The sequence below is a fragment of the Pseudooceanicola spongiae genome, assembly GCF_014899185.1.
GTDB classification, from domain to species: Bacteria; Pseudomonadota; Alphaproteobacteria; order Rhodobacterales; family Rhodobacteraceae; genus Pseudooceanicola; species Pseudooceanicola spongiae.
The window spans coordinates 2,543,558-2,568,791 of the sequence record NZ_CP045201.1; the positions used below are offsets into that span (position 1 = coordinate 2,543,558).

The following is a 25,234-nucleotide window of genomic DNA, read 5'->3' on the forward strand; positions in this document are numbered from 1 at the left end:
CGCGGGTTCAGACAGTCGCGGAAAGGGTGATGCACTAACGGGTCTACGCGACACGCCCCGGATCCGACGACACGACAGAAACTGGGAAAAAGCGGGCGGCCTTGGAATGGGGATGCCGGGCCGCCCGATAGGGGAAGGGTAGGTGTGGTAACACACACCGCGCCTAGCAGAACTAAGGCCAAGCGCAGCAGGGTTTATGCTGCGCCTATCAGACAGCAAGGCAAAGCATTTCGCCGCACCAACGCCTGTCTGGGCCGAGTTTTGCGCAAGAACGGAGGGTGTCGGCAGGATCACGCCCAGTCTTCCTCCTGAAATGCCCCAGGAAAGGCCAAACGCGCGGCGGCTTCGTCGATCACCAGCAGCGCTTCATAGCTCTCGGGGTCGAAAGGCTCATCAGCGGGCAGAACTTCGCGCCCGAGCAGCCATGACAGCCGCCCTGCATCCAGATTGCCACGCTCGAAGGGCTGATCGCCGAAGTGGTTCCAGAGCGCCTCCATGAAACCCTCGTCCGCACGCTTGTCTGGCGCACGGCGGTCACGGTAGCGTTCGCGCTTGATCAGAGGGGTTGCCCCCTTGGGATTGGCGCGACGCACGACGAACTGGAAATCCGTCCCCGGCAGACGGCCGGGAAACCCGCGATGTTTCAGCATGTCTGCACTCCCATATGGCTGGTGACGGCCGGGAGGGAGCGGACCGGGCCCATCCCGAAGGTCAGGCCCGGCATTGCGACTGCGCGTCGCAGATCGAAAAGGGCCGTATTACTTGTATTTGCCGGTGAAGACGGGCTCGGACGAAATGGGTTCGGGAGCGACGACAACGTATTCCGGTTCAGGTTTCGCGCAGGCCGACATGGTCGTGACAAAGCCGATTGCGAGGAAGAAGGGGATACTCTTGGACATTGTGGTCTCCTGTTATGCCTGTGGTCCCGGCCAGGCTTCTGAAATCCCTTGGCACCGGTGTCACTTGGAAGGGCCGCGATTGCGGACCCAGAGGAGATGATAGCGCAGAGGCGCGACATTTTGTACTTACTCCGTGCTGAGCAGTGCGAAAGTGATGGAAAAACCTCTGGTTTTTCTGACACCGCATCACGCCGCGCAACATATTGTGGTTCCGAAAGAAACGCCTCCAGATGCGGACCGAAGTCCGACCCTCTGTCAGGCGTGCGAAAAAAATTCTGTAACATCCTCTTCGCGGGCACGGAAACGGGGATTTGCAGGCAGGCCCCGGAAAATGACGCAGAGCTCACGACGCCCGCTCCTCAGCCGAAGGCGTCAGCGCCGCATGGCGCAACCAGCGGGCATGATGTGCGGGGCTGTCCAGCAGCACGCCAAGTTGATGCGCCGCGGCCGCGCTGGCCTGCGCGCCCTCCATCCGGCCCCCGGCTGTGATGCGCAACGCCCCCTCGCCTGCCTCGACCCGCACCGCCGGAGAGAACCCGCGCAGACCTTGCAAGGCACGCCACATGTCCTGCCGCACCTGATGCGCTACACGGGTCAGCGACACCGGGCCCTGCACAGCAAGCTCGGCACTGACCGACAGATCAAATCGCACAGGCAGACGCCGGGTCACCGTGACCGCGTGTTCTTCTCTCAACCGATGCCAGACGTTGCGCGCCATAAGTCTCTCTTTCACACACCCCGCCACCGGCGGGCCCCACTATCAAAGCGGGATATTGTCGTGTTTCTTCCAAGGGTTCGTCAGCTTCTTGTTGCGTAGGCTGGCAAAAGCGCGGCTGACCCTGCGCCGGGTCGACCTCGGCAGGATCACCTCGTCGATGAAGCCCCGCTCAGCGGCGACGAAGGGGTTGGCAAAGCGCGCTTCGTATTCCGCCGCATGGGCCGCGATCTTAGCCGGATCGCCCAGATCGGCGCGGTGGATGATCTCGGTCGCGCCCTTGGCCCCCATCACGGCGATCTCGGCCGTCGGCCAGGCGTAGTTGAAATCGCCACGCAGATGCTTCGAGGACATCACGTCATAGGCGCCACCATAGGCCTTGCGGGTGATCACCGTCACCTTGGGCACTGTCGCCTCGCCATAGGCGAACAGCAGTTTCGCGCCGTGCTTGATGACGCCGCCGTATTCCTGGCTGGTGCCGGGCAGAAAGCCGGGCACATCGACCAGCGTCAGGATCGGGATCTCGAAGGCATCACAGAACCGCACGAACCGCGCCGCCTTGCGAGAGCTGTCGATATCCAGACACCCCGCGAGCACCATCGGCTGGTTTGCCACCACGCCAACGCTCTGCCCCTCAAGCCGGATGAAACCGGTGATGATGTTCTTGGCGAAGTCTTCCTGAATCTCGTAGAAATCCGCCTCATCCGCGATCTTCAGGATCAATTCCTTCATATCGTAGGGGGTATTGGCGTTTTCCGGGATCAGGGTGTCGAGGCTGTTCTCGATCCGGTTCACATCATCGAAGAACGGCCGCACGGGCGGCTTTTCGCGGTTGTTCAGCGGCAGGAAGTCGACCAACCGCCGCACCTCGGCCAATGCCTCCACGTCATTCTCGAAGGCACCATCGGCAACCGAACTTTTCTTCGTATGGGTCGAAGCGCCGCCCAACTCCTCAGCCGTCACTACTTCGTTCGTGACGGTCTTCACCACGTCGGGGCCGGTCACGAACATGTAAGAGCTGTCCTTCACCATGAAGATGAAGTCGGTCATCGCCGGGCTGTAGACCGCGCCGCCAGCACAGGGGCCCATGATCACGCTGATCTGCGGCACCACACCACTGGCCAAGACGTTGCGCTGAAACACATCGGCATAACCGGCAAGCGAAGCGACCCCTTCCTGAATACGCGCGCCACCGGAGTCGTTCAGCCCGATCACAGGCGCGCCATTCTGCACCGCCATATCCATGATCTTGCAGATCTTCTGCGCATGGGTTTCCGACAGAGAGCCGCCGAAAACCGTGAAATCCTGGCTGAACACGTAGACCATACGGCCGTTGATCGTGCCCCAGCCCGTCACCACGCCATCGCCGTAGGGACGCTGCTTCTCCATGCCGAAATCGGTGCAGCGGTGCGCGACGAACATATCGAACTCCTCGAAGCTGCCCTCGTCCAGCAGCAGATCAATGCGTTCGCGCGCCGTCAGCTTGCCTTTGGCGTGCTGCGCGGCGATGCGCGCCTCACCCCCGCCGAGCCGCGCCGTCTCGCGCCGCGCCGTCAGCTCCTGGAGAATATCCTTCATGTCCGTCTCCCGATCTTGGCCATCACCGTGGTCGCGGCGCATGCCCCGGACCTAGTTAGCGGACCATAGGCGCAGAAGCCGCCTCGAACAAAGGGAAATCGGGCAAATTTGCAAAGTTGAGACAGGGGGCGTTCTGCAAATTGCAAATCTGCAAACTACATGCGCTCCACATGGACATGAACGTATCATGCGCTTAGCAAACGTCTATGACACAACCTATTGGCAAGCGGTCCGGTCGGACACCCCCACACCTCATGACGCTTATCATGCTCGCGGGAGTGTCCGCGATGACGATGAACGTATTCTTACCGTCGCTGCCCCATATCGCGGAATATTTCGACACCGACTACAAGTTGGTGCAGCTGTCCGTTGCGGGCTATCTGGCGGCCAGCGGGTTCTTGCAGCTGTTCGTCGGACCCCTGGCCGATAAATTCGGGCGCCGTCCGATCCTTCTGGTCGGCCTCGCCATTTTCCTCGTCGCGACAATCGGCTGTCTGATGGCAGAGAGCTTTGCCACCTTCATCGCCTTCCGCATCCTGCAATCCTCCATCGCCTGCGGCATGGCGCTGTCTCGCGCGATTGTGCGCGACATGTACAAGGGCGACCGTTCAGCAGCCGTCATGGGGTACGTAACCATGGGCATGTCGATGGTGCCGATGTTCGCGCCCGTCGTCGGTGGCATCCTGGATCAGTATTTCGGCTGGCAGGCCTCGTTCTGGCTGCTGTTCGTCTGCGGCGCACTGATCTTTGTCATCAGCTGGGTCGACCTCGGCGAAACCGCAGCGCCAAGCGATTTGTCCGTGCTGCGCCAGTTCGCGGAGTACCCCGAGTTGTTCAAATCGCCCCGTTTCTGGGGGTACTGCATGGCCGCCGCCCTGTCCTCCGGCGCCTTCTTCGCCTACCTCGGAGGCGGCCCCTTTGTCGCAACCGAGGTCTTTGCCCTGAGCCCGGCGCAGTTCGGCATGTTCAATGCCGCGGCAGGTCTGGGCTACTTCGCGGGCAACTGGTTCACGGGCCTGAACGCGGCGCGGATTGGCATGAACCGCATGATCCTGCTCGGCTCGACCCTGATCGTCGGAGGCATGATTCTGTCGCTGATCCTGTCGGAGCTTGAGATCGGCGGCCACTACGCCTTTTTCGGCACGATGATCTTTGTCGGGCTCGGCAATGGTATGACCATTCCCTGCGCCAATGCCGGGATGCTGTCTGTTCGCCCTCACCTCGCAGGCACGGCCTCTGGCCTCGGGGGCGCGATGATGATCGGCGGCGGAGCGGCACTATCGGCGCTGGCGGGCGGCATGCTCAGCCCCGAGTCAGGGGCCACACCGCTGATCTGGATCATGATGCTGTGTGGCGTGGCAGGTGGCATTGCCATTCTGGGCGTCATGCGCCGGGAACGCCGCCTGATGGTCTGACCATTCTGCGCCCAGCGTTACCGCTTGTTAACCATGATTTGCAAAGTTAGCCTCAACGCAGGCAAAACTGCAAATCGCTGACAGGTGGGGAATGGCCGCACAGAAACTCTATGCCGGCGCCAAGCTGCGTGAAATGCGGCAAAGGCTGGCTCTTACCCAAAAGGATTTCGCCGCCAAACTTGGTATTTCACTGCCCTACCTGAACCAGATGGAAAACAACAACCGCCCGGTTTCGACCTCGGTGGTGCTGTCGCTGGCGCAGGAGTTCGGCTTTGACGTGACCGAGCTTTCGACCGGCGACAGCGAGCGCCTCGTCTCGGACATGCGCGAGGCGATGGCCGATCCGGTTCTGGCCGAGGTCGCTCCGCTACTGGCGGACCTGCGGTTGACGGCCTCGAATGCGCCCAGCCTCGCCCGTGCCTTTCTGCATCTGCACCGCGCCTACCGGCAAACCCACGAACGGCTGGCCTCGCTCGATGAAGCGTTAGGTCGTGAAGACTCTCGCAGCACCCCATCGCCCTGGGACGAGGTGCGCGATTTTTTCCATTACTGCGACAACTATATCGATTCCGTTGATCGCGCGGCAGAGCGTTTTGCCGCGCCCGTGCGCAGTGAAAACAACATCCGGGTGCGCGCCGTGTCGATACTCGGCAATTGCGGCGTTGACGTGGTCTTTGCCGACATCCAGCATCTGCGCATCTATGATCCGGCGAGCAAACGGCTGACATTGTCCCTTCGCGCCACGCCGGAAACCCAGACCTTTCAGCTGCTTTTGCAGGTCGCACTGCTGGAGCAGGACAAACTGCTTGAGGCGACACTGGACTTCGCACGGTTCCAGTCCGACGCTGCCCGCGCCATCGCCAAGATCGGTCTGGCCAATTACTTCGCCGGAGCCGCCCTGATGCCCTACACCCGGTTTCTCGCCAAGGCGCAGGAGGTGCGGCATGATCTAGAACGCTTGGCCATGCACTTCGGCGCCTCGATCGAGCAAGTCGCGCATCGCCTCTCGACCCTGCAGCGCCCCGGCGCCAAGGGCATCCCGTTCTTCTTTGTCCGGGTCGATCAGGCGGGCACCATCACCAAGCGACACTCGGCCACGCGTCTGCAATTTGCCCGCTTCGGCGGCGCCTGCCCGCTGTGGAATGTCCATCGCGCCTTCGAGACACCGGGGCAATTCCTGCGCCAGCTGGCTGAAACGCCGGACGGTGTACGCTATGTTTCGCTGGCGCGCGACGTCAGCAAAGCCGGAGGATCCTTCGGCGCGCCGGTGCGCCGATTTGCCATAGCGCTCGGGTGTGAGGTAAGGCATGCCGACGCACTGATCTTTGCCGATGGGCTTGACCTGACCAATCCGAAAGCCTTTGAACCGATTGGGATTTCCTGCAGGATCTGTGAGCGTGAGCATTGCCATCAACGCTCCGTTCCGCCGCTTGAGCGCAAGCTGAGCATAGACATAAACGCCCGTGGCACGCTGCCATACGAGGTCGGCTGAGGCTTACTTCAGCGCAGCCAGCTGATCATGCGCGCCCAGACCAAAGCCGACGTCGGAATGCGCCTCCGTGGCCTCACGTTCGGTCCGGCCGGTATCGACGCTTGCCACCACCGACATGCCCGGCACAAGCCGCGCGGCCAGCGCCTGATCCGGATCGATGTTGATGCGCACCGGCAGACGTTGCGAAATCTTGATGAAATTGCCCGTCGCGTTTGAGCTGCCAAGCACACTGAATTCCGACCCCGTCGCAGGGGAAAAGCTGGCGATCTTGCCGGTCAGTTCGACCTTGCCCAGAGCATCGACGGTGAAGGTCACCTTCTGACCGATGTTCATGCCTGCCAGCTGGGTTTCCTTGAAGTTCGCGACGATCCAGATCGTGTCCGGCACCAGAGAGGTCAGCTTGGTCCCCGCCGTCACATATTGCCCGACATGCGCCGACACTTCGCCAAGCCGACCATCAACAGGCGCCACGATACGGGTGTAGTCGAGCGAGATCTGCGCCAGATTCACCGTCGCTTCCGCCTGCCGGACGTTGGCCTCAAGCGAGGTGCGTCCGGTGATGACCGAGGCCAGAGACTGGCGGGCGGTTTCGGCATTGGCTGCGGCCTGCTGCACGGCGGCCTGCGCCTGCTCATAGCTCAGCTGCGTTTCATCTGCGTTCTGGTTCGACAGGACCCCGCGTTTTTTCAGCGCGTTGGAGCGGTCGAGGTTGGCATTCGCCAGCTTCAAACTGGCCTTTGCCGAAACAACACCAGCTTCTGCCGCTTTCACACTGGCCTCGGCGGATTTGCGATCCTGATCGGAATTGGCCAGCGACGCCTCGGCGGCGTCCAGCGCCGCCTGCGCCTGCGCGACCTTCTCGCGATAGCTGTCCTCGTCGATCCGGACCAACAGGTCCCCTGCCTTGACACGTTGATAATCCTGCACGGCGACCTCGGCCACCACCCCGGCCAGTTGCGGCGCGATGAAGGTCACCTGACCGCGCACATAGGCATCCTCCGTGGTGCGGATGGTCGTCTCGAACGGCGGAAGGCGCCAAGCATAGAGCACCCCAAGGACACCCAGAACACCAATGGTGCAGGCAAGGATCGTGGCAAGATGGCGGGAAAAACGGGAAATCATGGGGAACACTCGATCAGGCAGCTTGGGGGGAGGAGGAATTTGCGGGGCCAGCCTCAGCGCTGGCGGGTTCGTGTGCGGCGGCCCGACGGGCGCGCCAGGCATCCAGGGCAATATGCCCCAACAACAGGGCCAGCGCGGCAGTGGACAGGGCAGCGATCCCCAGAAAGGCGTCGTTATAGGCCATGACGGAGGCCTGCGTCGAAGCCTGACGCGCAAGGGTCGCCGCAGATTGCGCGGCCAGTTGCGCCGGGTCCGCGATGTAGCCGGAATAGGCCGCCCCATAGGTGGAAATCTGCCCCGTCACGAGGGGATCTGTGGCCGGAAGCGCTTCGTACAGACGCGACATGTGCAATTTCTGGCGCGATTTCACAAAGGTGCCGAAAAGCGCACTGCCCAGAACAGCACCGATCTTTTGCGTCGAGATGAACACGACGATGAAGTTCAGTATGTACTGCGGGCCGCGCGAAAGGGCAGACAGCATTCCGGTCATCATCGCCGGCAGTAGGAAGAACGCCGAGGCCAGCGAAATCATCGCCTGCGACAGGTACATCTGCGACGGTGCGATCTGCGCCGTGGATTGCGAATCCATATACGAGGCGACGATCAGCAGGCACAGGGCGATGACGTGAAACTGTTGCACTCGCTGCGGTCTCAGCGTCACGGCACAGACCACGCCAGCCACAACTGTCGTCACCGCGACCACGACCCAGACCATCTGCGTCTGGTCATTCAGATATCCCAACGCGCTGAACAGTCCCGCCGCACCCGAGGTCTGCTCGCTCAGCATCAGCCGGAAGAACAGCAGCGTCGCGGCAAAGTGCAGGATCGTCGGACTGAACAGCCAGCGGATATCCAGCAGCGGCGATTTGCGGTTCAGCTCGATCGCGGCCGCCAGTGGCAGTGTTCCGGCGGCAATGGCGAGCAGGACACCCAGCCAGGGTTGCTCGAACCACCAGTAGGTCGACCCGAGTGTAAAACTGACAGCAAGCGCACCGAACCCAACGGCAATCAGCAGAAAAGAGATGACATCGGCGGATTCGATCACCTTGACGCGTGGCGGAGATTTCAATGGAAACAGGTAGATCAGGCCAAATCCGATGGCCGCGATCGAGGCTTCAAAAGCCGTCAGCCCATGCCACTGCCCCATCTCCAGCAAATGCGGCGACACCAGCCGTGTCAGTGGCGAGGCGAGGAAGATGAATGTCAGCACCGCAGAGAGGCCGACTGTCAGCTTTTTCGCCGGCGGCAAGGGCTCCAGCATGTACAGAAACCCAAGCGAGGTCAGCGGAGCCGCCGCCATGCCGGAGACAAACCGCACGGCCAGGTTCGACCACAGCCCGTCGGCGAGATAGTTCAGCAGCGCCGCCAGAAGAAACGCCAGAATCGACAGCTCAGCGAAATTGCGCAGCCCGTACTGGGCGCGGATCTTGATCAGCGCGATGGTCAGGGAGACGTTGGGCGCCATATAGGCCGCCACCATCCAAGAGGTCTCGGCCTGCGTCGCACCGAAACTTCCCTGCAATTGCTGGATGTTGGAGGTGATGACCGCCTGACCAAAGCCCTGCGCCAGCACCAGCGTGGCGGCCGTCACGAAATAGCCGACGGCACGCGGCCAGGGCACGGGCACAAAGGCCGGCGGAGCGCTTGGCTGCGGGGTCTGAGCGGCTGCCTCGGGGGCAGCGACGTCGCTGCGCCCGCTCATGAGCAGGCCGCCTTGACCACGTTGTCCAGCATCTGCTCGATGACGCGATGTGCGCGCTCCAGCTCTTCGGCAGGGATACCCGCCACAAGCTCGGCGCGCAGGGTGTCTGTCAGGGCCGACACCGCTGCGGCCTCGGTCTTTGCCTGATCCGTCAGATGCACATGGCGCTGACGCCGGTCGCCAGACAGCACCTCACGGCGCACCATACCGGCCTCTTCAAGCCCGTCGATCAGCCGCGCCATCGTCGGGCGCTCGACCTCCATCGCCTCGGCCAGTTCGGCCTGTGTCTGAACCTCGCAGGTGCTCATATGCAGCAGCAGCCGGGCCCGCGCATAGGTCAGCCCCCGCGAACTGGCACGCGCATCAAACAATGTGCGCACCTTGCGGGTCAGCGTGATCACGTCACGATAGAAGGTTTCTGCGGTGTCGGACTGGGTCATTGGAATCAAGATAGCCTACTAATGAGTAGTGCCCTACCTAGTTTCAGGCCCCCGGTACGGCAAGGTTCCAAGCCATGCAAAAAATGCAAAGCCGACCCGCCAAGCCTAGGCGGGAGACATGAGTTGTTTCCGAATATCCAGCAGAAAAGCGCGCTCAGACCTTGGTGGCAACGGAGGGCGGGGTGATCTCACGACGCTTCAGCACGGCCTCGCGCCAGGTGATGAAGGTCACCGATGACAGGATCACGACGCCGCCAAAGACGACAAAGGGATCAATGGGTTCGTCGAACACCAGCGCCCCAAGTGAGACCGCCCAGACCAATTGCAGAAAGGTCACCGGCTGGGTCACCGTCATCGGCGCCGCCTTGAAGGCCAGCGTCATGAAGTAGTGCCCGAGGGTCGCCAGAACCGCGACCAGAAACAGCTGACCCAGTTGCGCCAGAGACGGCGCGACCCAGACGGGCAGCGCCATGGGCGCCAGACCGATCGACACGGTGATCGACAGCATGGCAACGATGATCAGCGGCTCGACATCATCCGACAGCCGCTTGCTGATCATGTAGGAAGCCGCAAAACAGGTCGCCGTGCCCAACATCGCCAGATGCCCCGGCCCGACTTCGCGCAGGCCCGGACGCAGGATGATGAACGCTCCGATCAGACCACAGACGACGGCCATGATGCGGCGCGCAGCCAGTTTCTCGCCCAGAAACAACGCCGCTCCGATGGTGATCAGGATCGGCGAGAGATAGTTCATCGCCGTCACATCCGCGATGGGAATGCGCGCCATGGCATAGAACCAAAGCGCCACGCCGACCGAGTGCACCGCCCCGCGGATCAGAAACAACCGCCATTGCCGCGCCGACAGTCGCATTGTCAGCAACCTCGGCACCAGCGGGATCAGGATCAACAGTCCGAGGCTGAAGCGCAGAAAGGCCGCCTGCGTGGACGGCAGCGCTGTCCCGAGGCTCTTGACCAGCGCATTGACGCCCACAAACATCGCGCCCGCTGCCAGCATCCACAGCACCCCGTTCAGGGGCTTTGATTTACGTGCTTCCATCATGCTTTTACGGGTAAGGGGATTGATGCGACGGCACAAGCCCCCGCGCTCAGCCCAGCAACAGCGACGCCGCGATACTCCACATCACCAGAGCGACACTGGCGTTCAGCACACGCCAGGCCATGGCCTTGCGAAACACCGGTGCGAGCAGCCGCGCACCAAACCCAAGCGTGGTGAAAAACACGACCGAGGCAGTCATCGCACCAATGGCAAAGGACGTCCGGTCATCGTAATCCGCCGCGACCGCCCCCAGCAAAACCACCGTGTCGAGATAGACATGCGGATTGGCCCAGGTCAGCGTCAGGCAAATCGCGAGGGTCTGCAGCAGAGAGGGCGCAGGCCCCGACGCCGCCTCAAGTGCATCGCCACCGCGCAGCGCATTGCGCAGCGCCAATGCTCCGTAGACCAGCAGAAAGGCCGCGCCCCCTAGCCGCATGACTTCGCTCAGCCAGGGCAGCGCCGTGACCAGCCTGCCGAACCCAGCAACACCGGCCGCAATCAGCAGCGCATCCGACAGCGCACAGGCCAGCACCACCGCGAGAACATGCTGACGCAGGATGCCCTGCCGCAACACAAAGGCGTTCTGCGCCCCGATCGCCAGGATCAGAGACAGCCCCAGCCCAAAGCCCGCCCAATATGCTTGTGCCGTCATGCGCCCTCTTCCCGCCGCGTTTGCTTGGCCTTTAGAACCACTGCCCGGGTTCCATCAACCCGAGATCAAGCAGCTGGCGCGAATTCCATTCAAACCTGGCCGAGTTGTACCAGAAGAACGACGTGATCTCGCGCCGAGAGCCGGGATTGCGCTTGAGCGCCTTGGCCGTGCGGAACGAACAGATACAGACCGTCAGGTTGTGGTGCCAGGGGCAGGAGTAGGTGTTGTATTCTTCGTCGTCGAAGGTGTGGTCCTCGCGCAGGCGCAGACCGCGCCGCGAGCGGAACAGCGAGACCCTGTCGATCTTGCGGCGTCCGGCGGGGATATGCTCTTCGTACCGCCAGCGCAGACCACCGTAGAAATCCAGCTGGCGATCTCTGGCGTGATCCTCTCCGTCCATCCGCGCCAGCGCGTAATACCCGGATTTGTCCAGATAGGCGTTGTCCAGCGACACGGCGTTGGGAAACTGCTCAAGATCATCGGCATAGATATCAATCACATAGGACAGCATCGCATCGCGCCGTTCTTCGGTGTGAAAGGCCAGCAGCTCGCCCACCGTGCGGCTTTCGCAGAACGGGTGAAACAGGAACTCGGCGTTGTAGCAATAATAGAGCCATGTGCCCGTTGGCACCGCGTCATTGACAGCATTCACCGCCTCGCTCAGCGCATTGTCGCGCGCCATCGAATAGCGGATCCGTGTCACCGTCTGCGCCAGATCATCGGCCAGTGTAAAATCGTCCGGTGCGAACAGCAGCACCTGCCGGAACCCCGCGTCGCGGTGATGGCGCAGGGTGGCATCCAGCTCCACCGCATCCTCGGCAAAGACCATCGCAATCGGCCCCTTGGCCAGCAACAGCTGATCGGCGCGCAAAAACCTGGCTAAACTGTCGAAATACAACCTGACGTTCCTGCTTTTTCGATACTGTAACGTCAGAGAACCCGGCTTTCCCCTGCATTGCAAGCACCCCCGCATCTGGTGTAGGACACCGCCTTGTTCCCACACGTCCCTTTCCCGATAAGGCAAGCGATCATGGCCGAGACCAAGAAGCTGTTCATCAAGACCTATGGCTGCCAGATGAACGTCTATGACAGCGAGCGCATGGCCGAGGCCCTGGGCGGCAACGGCTATGAACAGGTCGGCACCGCCGCTGAGGCCGACATGATCCTGCTCAACACCTGCCACATCCGCGAAAAGGCCGCCGAAAAGATCTATTCCGAACTTGGCCGCATGCGCGAACTCAAGGACGCCAAGCCTGACCTCAAGATCGGTGTCGCCGGCTGCGTCGCTCAGGCCGAGGGCGCCGAGATCATGCGCCGTCAGCCGATGGTCGATCTGGTCGTCGGCCCGCAAAGCTATCACCGCCTGCCCCAGATGGAGGCGAAGGCCGGTCACGGTGAAAAGGTCCTCGACACCGATTTCCCCGAGGAAGACAAGTTCGAGCTGCTGAAAGCCCGCCCGAAATCCAAACGTGGCCCCACCGCCTTCCTGACCGTGCAAGAGGGCTGCGACAAGTTCTGCGCCTTCTGCGTCGTCCCCTATACCCGTGGCGCCGAAGTCTCGCGTCCCGTTGACCGCATCATTTCCGAAGCCCGCGATCTTGTGGAGCGTGGCGTGCGCGAACTGACGTTGCTGGGCCAGAACGTCAACGCCTACCACGGACTGGGCCTTGATGGCCACGACTGGCCCCTCGCCCGCCTGATCTGGGAACTGGCCGAGATCGACGACCTGAAACGCATCCGCTTCACCACTTCGCATCCCAACGACATGAGCGATGATCTGATCGACGCCCATGGCCGCTGCGAAAAACTGATGCCCTACCTTCACTTGCCGGTGCAATCGGGCAGCGACCGCATCCTGAAACGGATGAACCGCAGCCACACCCGCGACAGCTACCTGCGCGTCATCGACCGGATCCGCACCGCCCGCCCCGACATCCTGCTGTCAGGCGACTTCATCGTCGGTTTCCCCGAAGAGACCGACGCCGATTTCCGCGACACCCTGCGCCTGATCGAAGAGGTCGGCTATGGTCAGGCCTACAGCTTCAAGTACTCCACCCGCCCCGGCACCCCGGCAGCCGAGCGTGGCCAGATCGACGACACGATCGCGACCGAGCGTCTGGTCGAAATCCAGGCCCTGATCACCCGCCAGCAGCGCGCCATTCAGGACGCGATGATCGGCAAGGAGGTCGGCGTGCTGTTTGAAAAGGCCGGTCGCATGCCGGGTCAGATGGTCGGCAAATCCGATCACCTGCACGCAGTCCATGTCGACTCCGACACGCTGAAACCCGGTGATCTGCGCCGCGTCCGCATCATCGGGTCGAACACCAACTCGCTGTCCGGCGTGGTTCTCTAGGACCCGCCGCGGCGTGGCCCTCCCCCCTCGGGGTGAGGCCACGCCGCGTTTACCGTATTCTCCTAAAATACCTTGAAAATTTGACGGACCTGCGTATTGCTGCGACGCAACATGGGGCAGCGTATCAAGCCTGCCTGCCATGGCGTCTCAGGTGATTGAGGCACGGCGTCCAGAAGGACGCCACAGCCCTCGCCGCTTCTTTCAGGACCCGAAAATGAAAACCTTATTCAAAACAGCGGCATTCGTGCTGTGCCTCCTGCCATCCGTCCCGGCCTTTGCATCGACCTCAGCCTCAGAGGCCGCACCAGACCGTCCCGTCATCGTCAGCTGCTTCCGGGGACCCTGGACCGCCGTGATCTGGGATCATGCCAATCCCAAGTTCCTCCGCAGCCTGCGCGCCATCGGCTACGACGCGGAAACCGCCGAAGTCATCGGCAATGACATTTGCCGTAATCAGTCCCTAGTCGACAATCCCGACGGAATGCGCGCTGAAATGACCCGCATCTACGAGCAATCGCAGGCCTACCTCAAACGCCGCAACGGCTGAGCCGCCTCCGGTCTGTCAAATCGGCAGGCCGATCCAACCCTACCGCGCCACATTGCCGCCGCATCCCGGATGCGACGGCGTTTTCGTATATCACACACCCCGCCACGCCCGCCGGACGACGCCTTCCCGTTGCGGCATTTTCAGTCTTTGCGGGCAGTCTACCGCCCAAGCGATCATTCGGGGCTTGCCGGAAGCCGCGCGCACTGCCACCTTACTCTGCAGGGGCCCTCTGACGCCCCATCCCCGCGACCGCACCCCGCTGCCCCAGCCCATTGAAGGAGCGCTACTTGGCCACAAGCCTGCTGACCCCGCAATCGGATGATGTCACCCTAGCCGAAGTGGCTGTCGAATTTCCCGACAACTTTCTTCTCATCGAACTCTGCGGCGAATTTGATCGCAATCTGGCCCAGATTGAAAAACACCTTGGCACCCAGATCCTGCGTCGCGGCAACCACCTTGTCGCCATTGGCAGCGCCGCCAGTGCAAAGGAAACTGTAGATGTCCTGCGCGCACTCTATTCCCGCCTCGAAGCTGGCCGAGAGGTCGAAACCGGCGATATCGACCGCGAGCTGCGCATGAACAGTTCTGCGGCAGTGCCCGCCACCACCACTCCCGGTGACGGCGGCGCTCAGCTGGAAATGTTCAAGGGCGGCCGGGTCGAGATCAAGACCCGCAAGAAGATGGTAGAACCCCGGACCGAGGCGCAAAAGGCCTATGTCCAGAATCTCTTCGCCCACGAACTCGCCTTCGGCATCGGCCCCGCCGGCACCGGCAAGACCTACCTCGCCGTTGCCGTCGCCGTGTCGATGTTCATCGAGGGCCATGTGGACAAGATCATCCTGTCCCGTCCCGCGGTTGAGGCGGGCGAAAAGCTCGGCTATCTGCCCGGCGACATGAAGGACAAGATCGACCCCTACATGCAGCCGCTTTACGACGCGCTGAACGACTTCCTGCCCGGCAAGCAACTGGCCAAGCTGATGGAAGAAAAGCGCATCGAGATCGCGCCCCTCGCCTTCATGCGCGGCCGCACCCTCGCCAATGCCTTCGTGGTGCTGGACGAGGCACAGAACGCCACCACCATGCAGATGAAGATGTTCCTGACCCGTCTGGGCCAGGGCTCGCGCATGGCGATCACCGGCGACCGCTCTCAGGTCGACCTGCCGCGCGGTGTCAACTCCGGCCTGCGCGACGCCGAACGCCTGCTCAGTCATATTCCCGACATCAGCTTCAACTACTTCACTTCGAAGGATGTCGTGCGCCACCCCCTTGTGGCCAAGATCATCGAAGCCTATGAGGCCGACGAAACCACATAACTTCTCCCGGCAAGGGGCGGCGCCCCGCTTCTTCTTGCCGATATACTCTCGGGGGTGCGGGGGCAGACAGCCCCCGCGAACACCGCGAGCAACCTGACTGACCGAGCAACGTGAGCGAACTGACAGACACCGTGATCGAGGATGACCGCTGGCAGGATGCCGGCCTCGCCTCTCTGGCCGAACGCGCCGCGATCGCCACGCTGACTCACTTGGGTCTCGACGCGGATGCCCATGAAATCTGCGTCATGGGCTGCGACGATGCCCGCATCGCCGAGCTCAACACCGAATTCCGCGACAAGGCGACGCCTACAAACGTGCTGTCATGGCCGTCCGAGGATCTGGCCGCAGAAGAGGACGGCGCAGCCCCCTTCGCCCCCGACAGCGAAGACCCCATGGGCGGAGAGCTCGGCGATATCGCGATCTCCTACGACACCTGCGCCGCTGAGGCCGCCGAGTCGGATCTGGCCTTTTCGGACCATGTGACGCACCTCGTTGTGCACGGAATCCTTCATCTTCTGGGCTATGACCACGTCCGCGACGGCGATGCTGAGCTGATGGAGCGAAAAGAAATCGAAATCCTTGGCAATTTGGGCATACGTGACCCATATAATCGAGATGGCGGGCAATAGGCTCGCGACAACTGGAAAGGTACAATGGGCGACAGCACAGACGGGTCTTCTAACGCAGCGCGACGCGCGCTTCCTCAGGACCCAGACCCCGCGCCCCCTCAGGGGGCTTCCGTGGTCACACTCGATGGCGACACCTTCCCGCTTCGGGACGGTTCAGACCGTGTCGTTTCGGCGACAGACGCGCCTGCCACCGACACCCGGGCGCAAAGCGATTTCGTGATAACCATGCCCTCCGATGCAGATGATGAGGAAGAAGACTCCTCGCTGTTCGGCAAGGGCGGTTTCCTGCGCCGTCTGTTTTCCTCTCGTACCAACGAGGACGAGGAGAGCGACGAGCCCGATCCCCTGCCCTCCCGCAGCTTTGACGGAGAGCGCCGCGTGCATCACTCCCTGCTGAATCTGCGGCGCATGCGGGTCGAGGATGTCTCGATCCCCAAGGCCGAGATTGTCTCCGTTCCCTCGACGATCACGCAGGCAGAGCTGGTGCATGTGTTTCGCGAAAGCGGCATGACCCGTCTGCCGGTCTATCAGGGCACGCTGGACACGCCTGTCGGCATGGTCCACCTCAAGGATTTTGCGCTGCGTCACGGCTGGGATGCCAATTCACGCTTCTCGCTCAAGGCCCTGCTGCGGCCGCTGCTGTTCGTCCCACCCTCGATGCCGATCGGCGTGCTGCTGCAAAAAATGCAGTCCGACCGCCGCCACATGGCCCTCGTCATCGATGAATACGGCGGGGTCGACGGCCTCGTCACGATAGAGGACCTGATCGAACAGGTCATCGGCGAGATCGAGGATGAGCACGATATCGAGGAAGATGCGCTCTGGACGCGTGAACCCTCGGGCAGCTACCTCGCCTTGGCCCGCGCGCCGCTGGATGAATTCGAACAGGCGATCGGCACCTCGCTGACCGACGATGACAGCGTCGACGAGGAAGAGATCGACACCCTTGGTGGTCTTGTCGTCATGCTGTCGGGCCGTGTGCCTGCGCGTGGCGAAGTGGTGGAACATCCCGCCGGCCATGAGTTTGAGGTGGTCGAAGCCGACCCTCGTCGCATCAAGCGTCTGCGGGTGCGTCTGAACACCGACCTCGCGGCCAGCGCCGCGCATATCTGAACGAAAGACCGGAATTGACTGACATGTCCCGACGTCTGCGTGCCTGGTGGCCTTTGCTTGCCGGGGTTCTGGCAGCGGGCGGTCAGGCTCCGGTGTCTCTCTGGCTGCTGGCGCTTGCGGGGTTTTCCCTGCTGGCGCTGGCGCATTACACCGCCTCCACACCCCGCGCCGCCGCCCTCGCGGGCTGGCGCTTTGGATGTGGGTATTTCGGCGCCGCGCTGTCCTGGATCGTCCAGCCCTTCATGGTCGACGCCGCGCGCGAAGGCTGGATGGCTCCCTTTGCGCTGATCCTGATGACGGGCGGCCTCGCGCTGTTCTGGGGCCTCGCGCTCTATGTCGCCAAACGCGCCGCCCCGACGGGCGCACTGGCGCAAGGGCTCACCTTCGCCGCGACGCTGACGCTGGCCGAGGCCCTGCGTGGCTGGATCTTCACCGGCTTCCCGTGGTCCCTCATCGGGCAGAACCTGATCCCCAGCCCGATCCTGCCGCTGGCGGCCCTGGCGGGTCCGCATGCCCTCAGCCTCGCGCTGTTGCTGCCCGCCGCCGCCTTTGGCGCGGCCCTTTGGCGCAGGCGCGCCGGCCTGCTGCCCGCCCTCAGCGGCGCAGTTCTGCTTGCAGCGTTGATCTTCCTCTCGCCCCTCGCGCGGCCTGTGGCGCAGCCTGCGGGCCCCGACGCCCCCATCGTGCGGCTGGTGCAACCCAACGCCCCACAGCGCGAGAAATGGGACCCCGAGAAATCCGCGATGTTCTTCCGTCGCCAGCTTGGCTACAGCGGCGAAGGCCCGAAACCCGCGCTGATCGTCTGGCCCGAAACCGCCGTGCCCTACCTGCTGGATCAAAACCCCGGCCTGCCCATGATGATTTCCGAAGCCGCGAACGGCGCGCCCGTCGCCTTCGGCATCAACCGCAGCGAGGACGGACGTTATTACAACTCCCTCGCGGTCATTGGTCCGGACGGAACCGTGGCCGACCTCTACGACAAGCACCACCTCGTGCCGTTCGGCGAGTATATCCCCTTCGGTAACCTGCTGGCAAAGTTTGGTATTTCCGCCTTTGCCTCACAATCCGGCCATGGCTTTTCCGCCGGCCCCGGCCCGCATCTGGTCAGCATTCCCGGCATCGGGACGGCCCTTCCCCTGATCTGTTACGAGGCGGTCTTTCCCCGCGACATCCGCGACGCCCCCGCCCGGCCCGACGTGCTGCTGCAGGTCACCAACGACGCCTGGTTCGGCACCTTCTCCGGTCCCTATCAGCACCTCGCGCAGGCGCGCCTGCGCAGCATCGAACAGGGCCTGCCGATGATCCGCGTCGCCAATACAGGCATCTCGGCCCTGATTGCGGCCGATGGCACCGTGCTGGATCGGTTGCCGCTGGGCGAAGCGGGCTATCTCGACGTCGCCCTGCCGCCGCCCTCAGCCGCCACACCCTACGCGCGCCACGGCGACCTGCCTGTGATTTTGTTGGCATTTCTCGCATTGGGCGCGGCCGGGCTTCTGGGATTCATCACTCGTTCAGCAGCGAGTCATAAACCGATTGACCATCAGCACCCGCAGTCGTAACCAAGTTGGACACGCCGCCCCAACGGCTTCCTGACGGGGCAGGTAAGACACATCGGAGCACGTCCCAATGACACGACAAAGCTATATTTTCACTTCCGAGAGCGTCTCGGAAGGGCATCCCGACAAGCTCTGCGACCGGATCTCAGACGCTGTTCTGGATGCGCTGATCGCGGAAGAGCCTGAGGCCCGCGTCGCCTGCGAAACCTTTGCCACCACCAACCGTGTGGTCATCGGCGGCGAAATCGGCCTCGCCGATCAGGACAAGCTGACGCAGTATATGGAGAGCATCGAGTCCATCGCCCGCGCCTGCATCAAGGACATCGGCTACGAACAGGAGAAGTTCCACCACGAGACCGTGGAGGTGACAAACCTGCTGCACGAACAATCCGCCCATATCGCGCAAGGCGTCAATGCCGCCGCTGACAAGGAAGAAGGTGCCGGCGATCAGGGCATCATGTTCGGCTACGCGACGGATGAAACCGCGCAGCTGATGCCGGCGCCGATCCACTATGCCCATGCCATCCTCAAGCGTCTGGCCGAGGTACGCAAGAATGGCACCGAGCCCACCCTGCGCCCGGATGCCAAAAGCCAGCTGTCGCTGCGCTATGAAAACGGTGTGCCTGTCGGCGTGACGCAACTTGTCCTGTCGACCCAGCACTCGGACGAGAACCAGTCCAGCGCCGACATCCGCGCCATCGTTGAGCCTTATATTCGTGAGGTCCTTCCCGACGGCTGGCTGACCGATGAAACTGAATGGTGGGTCAACCCGACCGGCAAATTCGTCATCGGCGGCCCCGACGGCGATGCTGGTTTGACCGGGCGCAAGATCATCGTCGACACCTACGGCGGCGCGGCTCCGCATGGTGGCGGCGCCTTCTCCGGCAAGGATCCGACCAAGGTCGACCGTTCGGCCGCCTATGCCGCGCGCTACCTCGCCAAGAACGTCGTGGCGGCCGGCATGGCGAAAAAGTGCACGATCCAGCTGTCCTATGCCATCGGCATTTCCAAACCCCTGTCGATCTACGCCGACACCTACGGCACAGGCCTGGTGGACGAGGCCGAGATCGAGGCCGCTGTCGCCAAGGTCATGGACCTCACGCCCGGCGGCATCCGCCGCCACCTGGCGCTGAACAAACCGATCTATCAGCGCACGGCCGCCTATGGCCACTTCGGCCGCGAACCCGACGCGGACGGTGGCTTTTCCTGGGAAAAGACCGATCTGGTCGAGGCCCTTAAAAAGGCCATCTGAGAGTTCTGAACACAAAAAGGCCCCGCTCTGGCGGGGCCTTTTGCATGTCATGGACTTGGCCTGGCTTATTCGGCAGGCGCAACCGAAGTGCGGTCAATCGAAACAGACCCGGCCCCAAAAGCCGTGACCATCAGCATACCGCCAGCGATCGAGACGTTTTTCCAGAAGTTGATCAGCTGCATCTGCGCATCCATGCCCTCCATCCCGAACGACGGCACGAGGTGAAACAGCAGGCCCGACAGAATGGCAAACCCCGCCAGAAGGAAAGCGACCAGACGTGCCTTATAGCCCAGCAGCAGCGCCAGACCACCGCCCAGTTCGGTCAGAATGACCAGCGGCAACAGCGCGCCGGGAATACCCATGTATTCCATGTACTGTTGGGTAGCGCCGTAGCCGAACAGCTTTTGGGCACCCGAGATGACAAAGATCAGCGACAGCAGAACGCGGCCAGCGGGCGCAGCATAGACTTGGAGTTGATTGAGAGGGCTCATGATTGGATTTCCTTGCGAAAGAAGAATGATGCCCGACGCCGGGCGATTGACTGCAAGATGGTGGATATTATCGATTTGCACCATTCCGTTATTTTCAGCACAAATAGTGCGATTTTGCACAGACACGCCAAACGCGCTCCCCCTTCGGTTTCGGTTGAACGATCGCGCGTGCAAGGCTAACAGGCTGCCATGAAATCAGATCATCACCCCTCCGGTGCGCCCTGGCGCAATTTTTATGGCCGCTTCAAAGGCAAGGGACTGCGCAAGTCGCAAGAGGTCTTTCTGGATGAGGACCTTGATCAGCTCTCGCCGGGCCCCGTCGGCTGGGACGTCAACCCGGATCGCACCCCCCTCGATCTTGAGAGCCTCTTCGGCGGCAAACCCGTCTGGCTGGAAATCGGTTTCGGGGGCGGCGAACATCTCGTGCACCAGGCCGCGTCCAATCCCGATGTGGGCCTGATCGGGGCCGAACCCTATATCAACGGCGTCGCGATGCTGCTGGGCAAGATCCGTGATGCCGGGGTGGGCAATCTTGCGGTGCACCCGGGCGACGTCCGCAACCTCTTTGACGTCCTGCCCGAAGCCTCGATTTCGCGCGCATTTCTGCTCTACCCTGATCCCTGGCCGAAAAAGCGCCACCATCGCCGCCGCTTTGTCACCGAAGAACATATCGCGCCGCTTGCCCGCGTCCTCAAACCCGGTGCCATCTTCCGGGTTGCGACAGATATCCCCGACTATGTGCGCCAGACGTTGCAGGAAGTGCCGCGCCAGGGCTTTGAATGGCTCGCCGAAACGCCAACCGATTGGAACACCCCCTGGCCTGACTGGATTTCAACACGATACGAAGAAAAAGCGCTGCGCGAAGACCGTACGCCCCACTATCTCACGTTTCGCAAACTCTGAGGTGTTTCGTCCAGCAATGCTGTCCAAAGCCTCCGGCGGGGATATTTTAGACAGGGAAACGAAAAAACACCCTTCTGGCGGCCAAGCCGAACAGAAGGGCGTTTCCCTGTGCGGTCATCGGGATCCCTCCCTGTACCGCAGATACATGGTGATATTTTGAAGCTAACAAATGGTAAACATGGGCGCGCCCCGAATGTTTCCCTGTCTCAAATATCCCCGCCGGAGGCCAGTGCGACTCCGGCAAGGCCGTCCGAAATCTGCCTTAGATGTTTTCGGCCTGCGGCATTCCCAAAACATGATAGCCGCCGTCGACACGAATGATCTCTCCTGTCGTGCAGGCACCGGCATCCGACGCAAGATAGACTGCAGTACCGCCGACGGCTTCAAGTGTTGCATTCGCGCGCAAAGGAGCGTTGGCTTCGGTCTGACGGAACGTCTTTCGTGCCCCACCGATGGCCGCGCCAGCAAGGGTTTTCATCGGCCCCGGCGAGATAGCGTTTACACGAATACCATCCGGGCCAAGGTCATTGGCCAGATAGAGCACAGCGGACTCCAGAGCGGCCTTCGCGACACCCATCACGTTGTAGAACGGTGTCACGCGGGTCGAGCCCTGATAGGTCAGCGTGAGGATTGTGCCGCCTTCGGTCATCAGCGGCGCCGCCCGGCGTGCCACGTCGATCAGCGAGTAGCAGGAAATATCGAGGGAGTTCTTAAAGTTGTCGCGCGTAGTATTGATGAACCGCCCTGCCAGCTCGTCCTTGTTGGAATAGGCGATGGCGTGGACGACAAAATCCAGTCTGCCCCATTCGGCCTTCAGCGCCTCGAATGCCGTGTCCATCGAGGCGTCGTTGGTGACATCCGCGTCGACCAGAAGGTCCACCCCGAGGGAGGCAGCAAGCGGCTTGACCCGCTTGCCAAAGTTTTCGCCCTGATAGGTAAAGGCCAGCTCGGCCCCGGCGGCGTGCATCGCCTTGGCGATACCCCAAGCGATTGAGCGCTCGTTCGCGACCCCCATCACAAGACCGCGTTTTCCCTGCATCAATCCGCTCATCTGCTTTTACCCGTTATACCGCGACAGCAGCATCGAACCATTCGTGCCGCCGAACCCAAAGGAGTTTGTCATGACCGTGTCGAGGCCCGCATTTTCGACCAGCGTCGTGGCGATTTCCGCCGGGTCGAGCGCTTCGTCCAGGGTCTCTACGTTGATCGAGGGAGCGATGAAATCATCGCGCAGCATCAGCAGGCAGAAGATCGCCTCCAATGCCCCAGCCGCGCCCTGTGCGTGACCCGTCATCGACTTGGTCGAGCTGATCGGCGGGGTAGACCCCTGCCCGAACACCCGGCGCACCGATTGCACTTCACCAACATCGCCGACTGGCGTCGAGGTGCCGTGTGCGTTGATATAGCCGACCTTGCGGCCCTCTGGCAGCGTCGACAGCGCCAGACGCATCGCCCGCTCACCGCCCTCGCCCGAGGGGGCGACCATGTCGTGCCCGTCCGAGGTGGCCGCATAGCCCGTCACTTCGGCGTAGATCGTCGCACCGCGCGCCTTGGCGTGCTCGAGTTCCTCAAGCACCACCATGCCGCCACCGCCCGAGATCACGAAGCCATCCCGGCTAGCGTCAAAGGCGCGGCTGGCGGTCTGCGGTGTTGCGTTATGCTTGCTGCTCATCGCGCCCATGGCGTCGAACAGGCAGGACAGGGTCCAATCGAGTTCCTCGCCGCCACCGGCAAACATCACGTCCTGCTTGCCCATCATGATCTGTTCCGCCGCATTGCCGATGCAGTGCAGCGAGGTCGAGCAGGCCGAGGTGATCGAATAGTTGATGCCCTTGACCTTGAAGGCCGTCGCGAGGTTGGCCGAAATCGTCGAGGACATCGCCTTGGGCACCGCGAAGGGGCCGATGCGTTTGGTGGCGCCTGTCTTCAGCACCGTCTGATGCGCGGCAAAGATCGCGCTGGTCGACGGCCCGCCGGACCCGGCGACAAGGCCGGTGCGCGGATTGCTGATCTGGCTCTCGTCCAGTCCGGCGTCGGCAATCGCCTGGGTCAGCGCGATAAAGGCATAGGCCGCGCCCGGTCCCATGAACCGCAGCGCGCGCTTGTCGACGTGTTCCGCCACGTCGATCTTCAGCGTGCCCGCGATCTGGCTGCGGAAACCGTTCTCAGCCATTTCGGGCGAGGCTTCGATACCCGAGCGTCCCGCTTTCAGCGAGGCGACGACCTCATCGGCATTGTTCCCGATAGAAGAGACGATTCCCAATCCGGTAACTACAACTCGGCGCATGAAGCTCTCCTTCCCTTGTCGCGTCAGCCTTCTGACAGCGCGACTTTCATATCTTTGACCTGATAGATCACTTCGCCGTCGGCCTCTACCCGGCCATCCGCCACGCCCATGGTCAGGCGACGCGTCTGGATCGCCTTGGTGAAATCAACGTAATACGTCAGTTTCTTACGATCCGGGCGCACCATGCCGGTCAGCTTCACTTCGCCAACGCCGAGCGCATAGCCCCGCCCCTGCCAGCCGCGCCAGCCGAGGTTGAAGCCGGTCAGTTGCCACAGACCATCCAGGCCAAGGCAGCCGGGCATGATCGGGTTGCCGGGAAAGTGGCAGTCAAAGAACCACAGGTCCGGCGTAATATCGAATTCCGCGACGATATGGCCCTTGCCGTGCGCCCCGCCATCACCCGAAACATCGGTGATGCGGTCCATCATCAGCATGGGCGGCGCAGGAAGCTGTGCATTGCCGGGGCCAAAAAGCTCTCCGCGCGCGCATTTCAGAAGGTCGTCCCGGTCAAAGCTGGTGGGATAGTCGGCCATCAGAGGCACGCCCCTTTCATCTCATATCTCAAAGTTCAGCTTCCTCTATCATCGCGCCAGCTTGCCATGCAAGTCCGGGTGCTGCATCGGTGATCGCAAGCATTCGCCAGACCTGTTGCGTCTTGGTGGTGTTTTTCCCTATATTGTCGGGTGAACAGCAGGATACAAGAACGGCATGTGTGCAATGGCAACCGAACGCGGCGCCACCTGGCTTTCCAAGGCAGGTTTGCGACCGACACGGCAGCGACTGGGGCTGGCGGCTCTGCTCGTCGGGGATGGCAGAAATCGTCATGTCACCGCCGAGAGCCTTTTTGCCGCCGCCAAGGAGACCGGACAGCCGGTGTCCCTCGCGACGGTCTACAACACCCTGCGCGCGTTTTGTGACGTCGGGCTGATGCGCGAGATCACCGTGGACGGGTCACGCAGCTATTTCGACACCAACATGCACGACCATCCCCACTTCTATTGGGAAGACGACGGCGAGCTGACGGACGCCCCCAGTGACGAGCTGGAGATTTCCCGCCTGCCCTGCGCGCCCAAAGGGGCCTCGATCTCCAAGGTCGATGTTGTGATCCGTCTGCGCCGCGACACCTGAGGCCAATACGCCCTCCGACATAGAAAAAGCCCCGCCCGGATCTCTCCGCAGCGGGGCCTTCTTTTTCGTAAAATCAGCGCAAACGCCTTAGGCGGCGACGATTTCAACCATCTTGACGTCAAAGATCAGGTCTTTGCCAGCCAGCATGTGGTTGGCGTCCAGCAGAACCTGCTCGTCGCTGATTTCGGCAACCGTCACCGGAATCGCCTGCCCCTGAGGAGAGCTCATCTGCAGCTGCAGACCGACTTCCAGCGGGATGGTGTCGGGGATGGCTTCGCGCGGCACGGATTGCATCGCGTTCGGATCGCGCTGGCCATAGGCCTCATCTGCGACGATCTCGACTTTCTTCTCGTCCCCCACGGCCATGCCGGGGATTGCCTTGTCGAGGCCGGGAATGATCTGGCCAGACCCAACAGTGAACTCCAGCGGGTCGCGCCCTTCGGAGCTGTCAAAGGTCGTGCCATCGGCCAGAGTGCCGGTGTAATGAATGCGGACTGTGTCGCCCGATTTGGCTTCGCTCATGCTATATCCAATCGTCTTCGGGGGTGAATTTCAGGGCCACGCCTCTTTGGGCGCGGGTGCCTGTCTCG

General features: G+C 62.2%; 26 protein-coding genes and 1 riboswitch. Of the genes, 11 read left to right on the forward strand and 15 right to left on the reverse strand.

The features are described 5' to 3' along the window. Positions 1-290 precede the first annotated feature (290 nt). The 4 genes from F3W81_RS11940 to F3W81_RS11955 all read right to left on the reverse strand — a co-directional run bounded on the left by F3W81_RS11940 (position 291) and on the right by F3W81_RS11955 (position 3,192). Positions 291-650: a hypothetical protein gene (locus tag F3W81_RS11940; protein ID WP_193079388.1), complete on the reverse strand. Its 360-nt coding sequence runs from the start codon at positions 648-650 to the stop codon at positions 291-293. A 108-nt stretch (positions 651-758) separates the two neighbouring features. Further along, positions 759-899 (reverse strand): hypothetical protein, encoded by a 141-nt coding sequence (locus F3W81_RS11945; protein ID WP_193079389.1) that lies wholly within the window; start codon positions 897-899, stop codon positions 759-761. A 343-nt stretch (positions 900-1,242) separates the two neighbouring features. After that, positions 1,243-1,617 (reverse strand): hypothetical protein, encoded by a 375-nt coding sequence (locus F3W81_RS11950; RefSeq protein ID WP_193079390.1) that lies wholly within the window; start codon positions 1,615-1,617, stop codon positions 1,243-1,245. 42 nt (positions 1,618-1,659) lie between these two features. Next, positions 1,660-3,192 carry an acyl-CoA carboxylase subunit beta gene (locus F3W81_RS11955; protein ID WP_193079391.1) on the reverse strand — a complete coding sequence of 511 codons (1,533 nt, stop codon included), beginning with the start codon at positions 3,190-3,192 and terminating at the stop codon, positions 1,660-1,662. A gap of 287 nt (positions 3,193-3,479) precedes the next feature. Between F3W81_RS11955 and F3W81_RS11960 the strand changes: the two genes are divergently transcribed. Then, positions 3,480-4,607, forward strand: a complete 1,128-nt coding sequence (locus F3W81_RS11960; RefSeq protein ID WP_264298870.1) for a multidrug effflux MFS transporter — start codon at positions 3,480-3,482, stop codon at positions 4,605-4,607. 91 nt (positions 4,608-4,698) lie between these two features. Next, positions 4,699-6,099: a helix-turn-helix domain-containing protein gene (locus F3W81_RS11965; protein ID WP_193079393.1), complete on the forward strand. Its 1,401-nt coding sequence runs from the start codon at positions 4,699-4,701 to the stop codon at positions 6,097-6,099. Positions 6,100-6,102: 3 nt separating this feature from the next. Here the strand turns inward: F3W81_RS11965 and F3W81_RS11970 are convergent, their stop codons facing one another. The 6 genes from F3W81_RS11970 to F3W81_RS11995 form a co-directional block, all read right to left on the reverse strand. Continuing rightward, positions 6,103-7,221, reverse strand: a complete 1,119-nt coding sequence (locus tag F3W81_RS11970; protein WP_193079394.1) for an HlyD family secretion protein — start codon at positions 7,219-7,221, stop codon at positions 6,103-6,105. A 13-nt stretch (positions 7,222-7,234) separates the two neighbouring features. Next, entirely contained in the window at positions 7,235-8,923 is a 1,689-nt protein-coding gene (locus F3W81_RS11975) for an MFS transporter (protein ID WP_193079395.1), read from the reverse strand. Continuing rightward, a complete protein-coding gene (locus tag F3W81_RS11980) occupies positions 8,920-9,363 on the reverse strand; it encodes a MarR family winged helix-turn-helix transcriptional regulator (protein ID WP_193079396.1) in 444 nt (147 codons plus the stop codon). The genes F3W81_RS11975 and F3W81_RS11980 overlap by 4 nt, the downstream gene beginning before the upstream one ends. 154 nt (positions 9,364-9,517) lie before the next feature. Beyond that, positions 9,518-10,423 (reverse strand): DMT family transporter, encoded by a 906-nt coding sequence (locus tag F3W81_RS11985; RefSeq protein ID WP_193079397.1) that lies wholly within the window; start codon positions 10,421-10,423, stop codon positions 9,518-9,520. Positions 10,424-10,469: 46 nt separating this feature from the next. Beyond that, a complete protein-coding gene (locus tag F3W81_RS11990) occupies positions 10,470-11,072 on the reverse strand; it encodes a LysE/ArgO family amino acid transporter (protein ID WP_193079398.1) in 603 nt (200 codons plus the stop codon). A gap of 31 nt (positions 11,073-11,103) precedes the next feature. Then, entirely contained in the window at positions 11,104-11,970 is an 867-nt protein-coding gene (locus F3W81_RS11995) for a glycosyltransferase family 2 protein (protein WP_193079399.1), read from the reverse strand. 132 nt (positions 11,971-12,102) lie between these two features. On the opposite strand from F3W81_RS11995, the gene miaB reads away from it, so the two are divergent. The 7 genes from miaB (at position 12,103) to metK (ending at position 19,835) form a co-directional block, all read left to right on the forward strand. Next, positions 12,103-13,425 (forward strand): tRNA (N6-isopentenyl adenosine(37)-C2)-methylthiotransferase MiaB, encoded by a 1,323-nt coding sequence (gene miaB, locus F3W81_RS12000; protein ID WP_193079400.1) that lies wholly within the window; start codon positions 12,103-12,105, stop codon positions 13,423-13,425. A 214-nt stretch (positions 13,426-13,639) separates the two neighbouring features. Further along, positions 13,640-13,972, forward strand: a complete 333-nt coding sequence (locus F3W81_RS12005) for a hypothetical protein (protein ID WP_193079401.1) — start codon at positions 13,640-13,642, stop codon at positions 13,970-13,972. Between the two features lie 287 nt (positions 13,973-14,259). Then, on the forward strand, positions 14,260-15,285 hold the full coding sequence (locus F3W81_RS12010; protein ID WP_193079402.1) for a PhoH family protein: 1,026 nt from the start codon (positions 14,260-14,262) through the stop codon (positions 15,283-15,285). A gap of 110 nt (positions 15,286-15,395) precedes the next feature. Then, a complete protein-coding gene (gene ybeY / locus F3W81_RS12015) occupies positions 15,396-15,914 on the forward strand; it encodes an rRNA maturation RNase YbeY (protein WP_193079403.1) in 519 nt (172 codons plus the stop codon). 225 nt (positions 15,915-16,139) lie between these two features. Continuing rightward, positions 16,140-17,027 (forward strand): transporter associated domain-containing protein, encoded by an 888-nt coding sequence (locus tag F3W81_RS12020; RefSeq protein WP_193083832.1) that lies wholly within the window; start codon positions 16,140-16,142, stop codon positions 17,025-17,027. A 23-nt stretch (positions 17,028-17,050) separates the two neighbouring features. Further along, a complete protein-coding gene (gene lnt, locus F3W81_RS12025; RefSeq protein ID WP_193079404.1) occupies positions 17,051-18,586 on the forward strand; it encodes an apolipoprotein N-acyltransferase in 1,536 nt (511 codons plus the stop codon). Between the two features lie 11 nt (positions 18,587-18,597). Further along, a riboswitch (SAM-SAH riboswitch) is annotated at positions 18,598-18,646 on the forward strand. A gap of 7 nt (positions 18,647-18,653) precedes the next feature. Next, a complete protein-coding gene (metK, locus tag F3W81_RS12030) occupies positions 18,654-19,835 on the forward strand; it encodes a methionine adenosyltransferase (RefSeq protein ID WP_193079405.1) in 1,182 nt (393 codons plus the stop codon). A gap of 65 nt (positions 19,836-19,900) precedes the next feature. Here metK and F3W81_RS12035 read toward each other — a convergent pair whose 3' ends face one another. After that, on the reverse strand, positions 19,901-20,326 hold the full coding sequence (locus tag F3W81_RS12035) for a DoxX family protein (RefSeq protein ID WP_193079406.1): 426 nt from the start codon (positions 20,324-20,326) through the stop codon (positions 19,901-19,903). A 189-nt stretch (positions 20,327-20,515) separates the two neighbouring features. Here F3W81_RS12035 and trmB point away from each other — a divergent pair, with 189 nt between their 5' ends. Next, entirely contained in the window at positions 20,516-21,229 is a 714-nt protein-coding gene (gene trmB, locus F3W81_RS12040; RefSeq protein WP_193079407.1) for a tRNA (guanine(46)-N(7))-methyltransferase TrmB, read from the forward strand. A gap of 262 nt (positions 21,230-21,491) precedes the next feature. Here trmB and F3W81_RS12045 read toward each other — a convergent pair whose 3' ends face one another. The 3 genes from F3W81_RS12045 to fabA are packed head-to-tail and all read right to left on the reverse strand — an operon-like array spanning position 21,492 to position 24,049. Continuing rightward, positions 21,492-22,280, reverse strand: a complete 789-nt coding sequence (locus tag F3W81_RS12045) for an enoyl-ACP reductase FabI (protein WP_193079408.1) — start codon at positions 22,278-22,280, stop codon at positions 21,492-21,494. Between the two features lie 6 nt (positions 22,281-22,286). Next, on the reverse strand, positions 22,287-23,516 hold the full coding sequence (gene fabB / locus F3W81_RS12050) for a beta-ketoacyl-ACP synthase I (RefSeq protein ID WP_193079409.1): 1,230 nt from the start codon (positions 23,514-23,516) through the stop codon (positions 22,287-22,289). A 23-nt stretch (positions 23,517-23,539) separates the two neighbouring features. Next, positions 23,540-24,049, reverse strand: coding sequence for a bifunctional 3-hydroxydecanoyl-ACP dehydratase/trans-2-decenoyl-ACP isomerase (gene fabA, locus F3W81_RS12055; protein WP_119399894.1), 510 nt, complete (start codon positions 24,047-24,049; stop codon positions 23,540-23,542). A 175-nt stretch (positions 24,050-24,224) separates the two neighbouring features. Between fabA and irr the strand changes: the two genes are divergently transcribed. Further along, positions 24,225-24,644 carry a Fur family transcriptional regulator Irr gene (irr, locus tag F3W81_RS12060; RefSeq protein WP_193079410.1) on the forward strand — a complete coding sequence of 140 codons (420 nt, stop codon included), beginning with the start codon at positions 24,225-24,227 and terminating at the stop codon, positions 24,642-24,644. Between the two features lie 87 nt (positions 24,645-24,731). On the opposite strand, the gene F3W81_RS12065 is transcribed toward irr, so the two are convergent. Further along, complete coding sequence (locus tag F3W81_RS12065) at positions 24,732-25,166, reverse strand: FKBP-type peptidyl-prolyl cis-trans isomerase (protein ID WP_193079411.1); 435 nt, start codon at positions 25,164-25,166, stop codon at positions 24,732-24,734. Positions 25,167-25,234 lie beyond the last annotated feature (68 nt).

Bases quoted from the DNA above. Each gene is read 5' to 3' on its own strand.
- fabB (WP_193079409.1), bottom strand. From the start codon at position 23,516: ATGCGCCGAGTTGTAGTTACCGGATTGGGAATCGTCTCTTCTATCGGG.
- F3W81_RS12065 (WP_193079411.1), bottom strand. From the start codon at position 25,166: ATGAGCGAAGCCAAATCGGGCGACACAGTCCGCATTCATTACACCGGC.
- irr (WP_193079410.1), top strand. From the start codon at position 24,225: ATGTGTGCAATGGCAACCGAACGCGGCGCCACCTGGCTTTCCAAGGCA.
- F3W81_RS11990 (WP_193079398.1), bottom strand. From the start codon at position 11,072: ATGACGGCACAAGCATATTGGGCGGGCTTTGGGCTGGGGCTGTCTCTG.
- F3W81_RS11975 (WP_193079395.1), bottom strand. From the start codon at position 8,923: ATGAGCGGGCGCAGCGACGTCGCTGCCCCCGAGGCAGCCGCTCAGACC.
- F3W81_RS11985 (WP_193079397.1), bottom strand. From the start codon at position 10,423: ATGATGGAAGCACGTAAATCAAAGCCCCTGAACGGGGTGCTGTGGATG.
- F3W81_RS11945 (WP_193079389.1), bottom strand. From the start codon at position 899: ATGTCCAAGAGTATCCCCTTCTTCCTCGCAATCGGCTTTGTCACGACC.
- fabA (WP_119399894.1), bottom strand. From the start codon at position 24,049: ATGGCCGACTATCCCACCAGCTTTGACCGGGACGACCTTCTGAAATGC.
- lnt (WP_193079404.1), top strand. From the start codon at position 17,051: ATGTCCCGACGTCTGCGTGCCTGGTGGCCTTTGCTTGCCGGGGTTCTG.
- F3W81_RS11980 (WP_193079396.1), bottom strand. From the start codon at position 9,363: ATGACCCAGTCCGACACCGCAGAAACCTTCTATCGTGACGTGATCACG.
- F3W81_RS11950 (WP_193079390.1), bottom strand. From the start codon at position 1,617: ATGGCGCGCAACGTCTGGCATCGGTTGAGAGAAGAACACGCGGTCACG.
- F3W81_RS11955 (WP_193079391.1), bottom strand. From the start codon at position 3,192: ATGAAGGATATTCTCCAGGAGCTGACGGCGCGGCGCGAGACGGCGCGG.
- F3W81_RS12005 (WP_193079401.1), top strand. From the start codon at position 13,640: ATGAAAACCTTATTCAAAACAGCGGCATTCGTGCTGTGCCTCCTGCCA.
- metK (WP_193079405.1), top strand. From the start codon at position 18,654: ATGACACGACAAAGCTATATTTTCACTTCCGAGAGCGTCTCGGAAGGG.
- miaB (WP_193079400.1), top strand. From the start codon at position 12,103: ATGGCCGAGACCAAGAAGCTGTTCATCAAGACCTATGGCTGCCAGATG.
- F3W81_RS12045 (WP_193079408.1), bottom strand. From the start codon at position 22,280: ATGAGCGGATTGATGCAGGGAAAACGCGGTCTTGTGATGGGGGTCGCG.
- trmB (WP_193079407.1), top strand. From the start codon at position 20,516: ATGAAATCAGATCATCACCCCTCCGGTGCGCCCTGGCGCAATTTTTAT.
- F3W81_RS11940 (WP_193079388.1), bottom strand. From the start codon at position 650: ATGCTGAAACATCGCGGGTTTCCCGGCCGTCTGCCGGGGACGGATTTC.
- F3W81_RS12035 (WP_193079406.1), bottom strand. From the start codon at position 20,326: ATGAGCCCTCTCAATCAACTCCAAGTCTATGCTGCGCCCGCTGGCCGC.
- F3W81_RS11970 (WP_193079394.1), bottom strand. From the start codon at position 7,221: ATGATTTCCCGTTTTTCCCGCCATCTTGCCACGATCCTTGCCTGCACC.
- F3W81_RS11960 (WP_264298870.1), top strand. From the start codon at position 3,480: ATGACGATGAACGTATTCTTACCGTCGCTGCCCCATATCGCGGAATAT.
- F3W81_RS11965 (WP_193079393.1), top strand. From the start codon at position 4,699: ATGGCCGCACAGAAACTCTATGCCGGCGCCAAGCTGCGTGAAATGCGG.
- F3W81_RS12020 (WP_193083832.1), top strand. From the start codon at position 16,140: ATGCCCTCCGATGCAGATGATGAGGAAGAAGACTCCTCGCTGTTCGGC.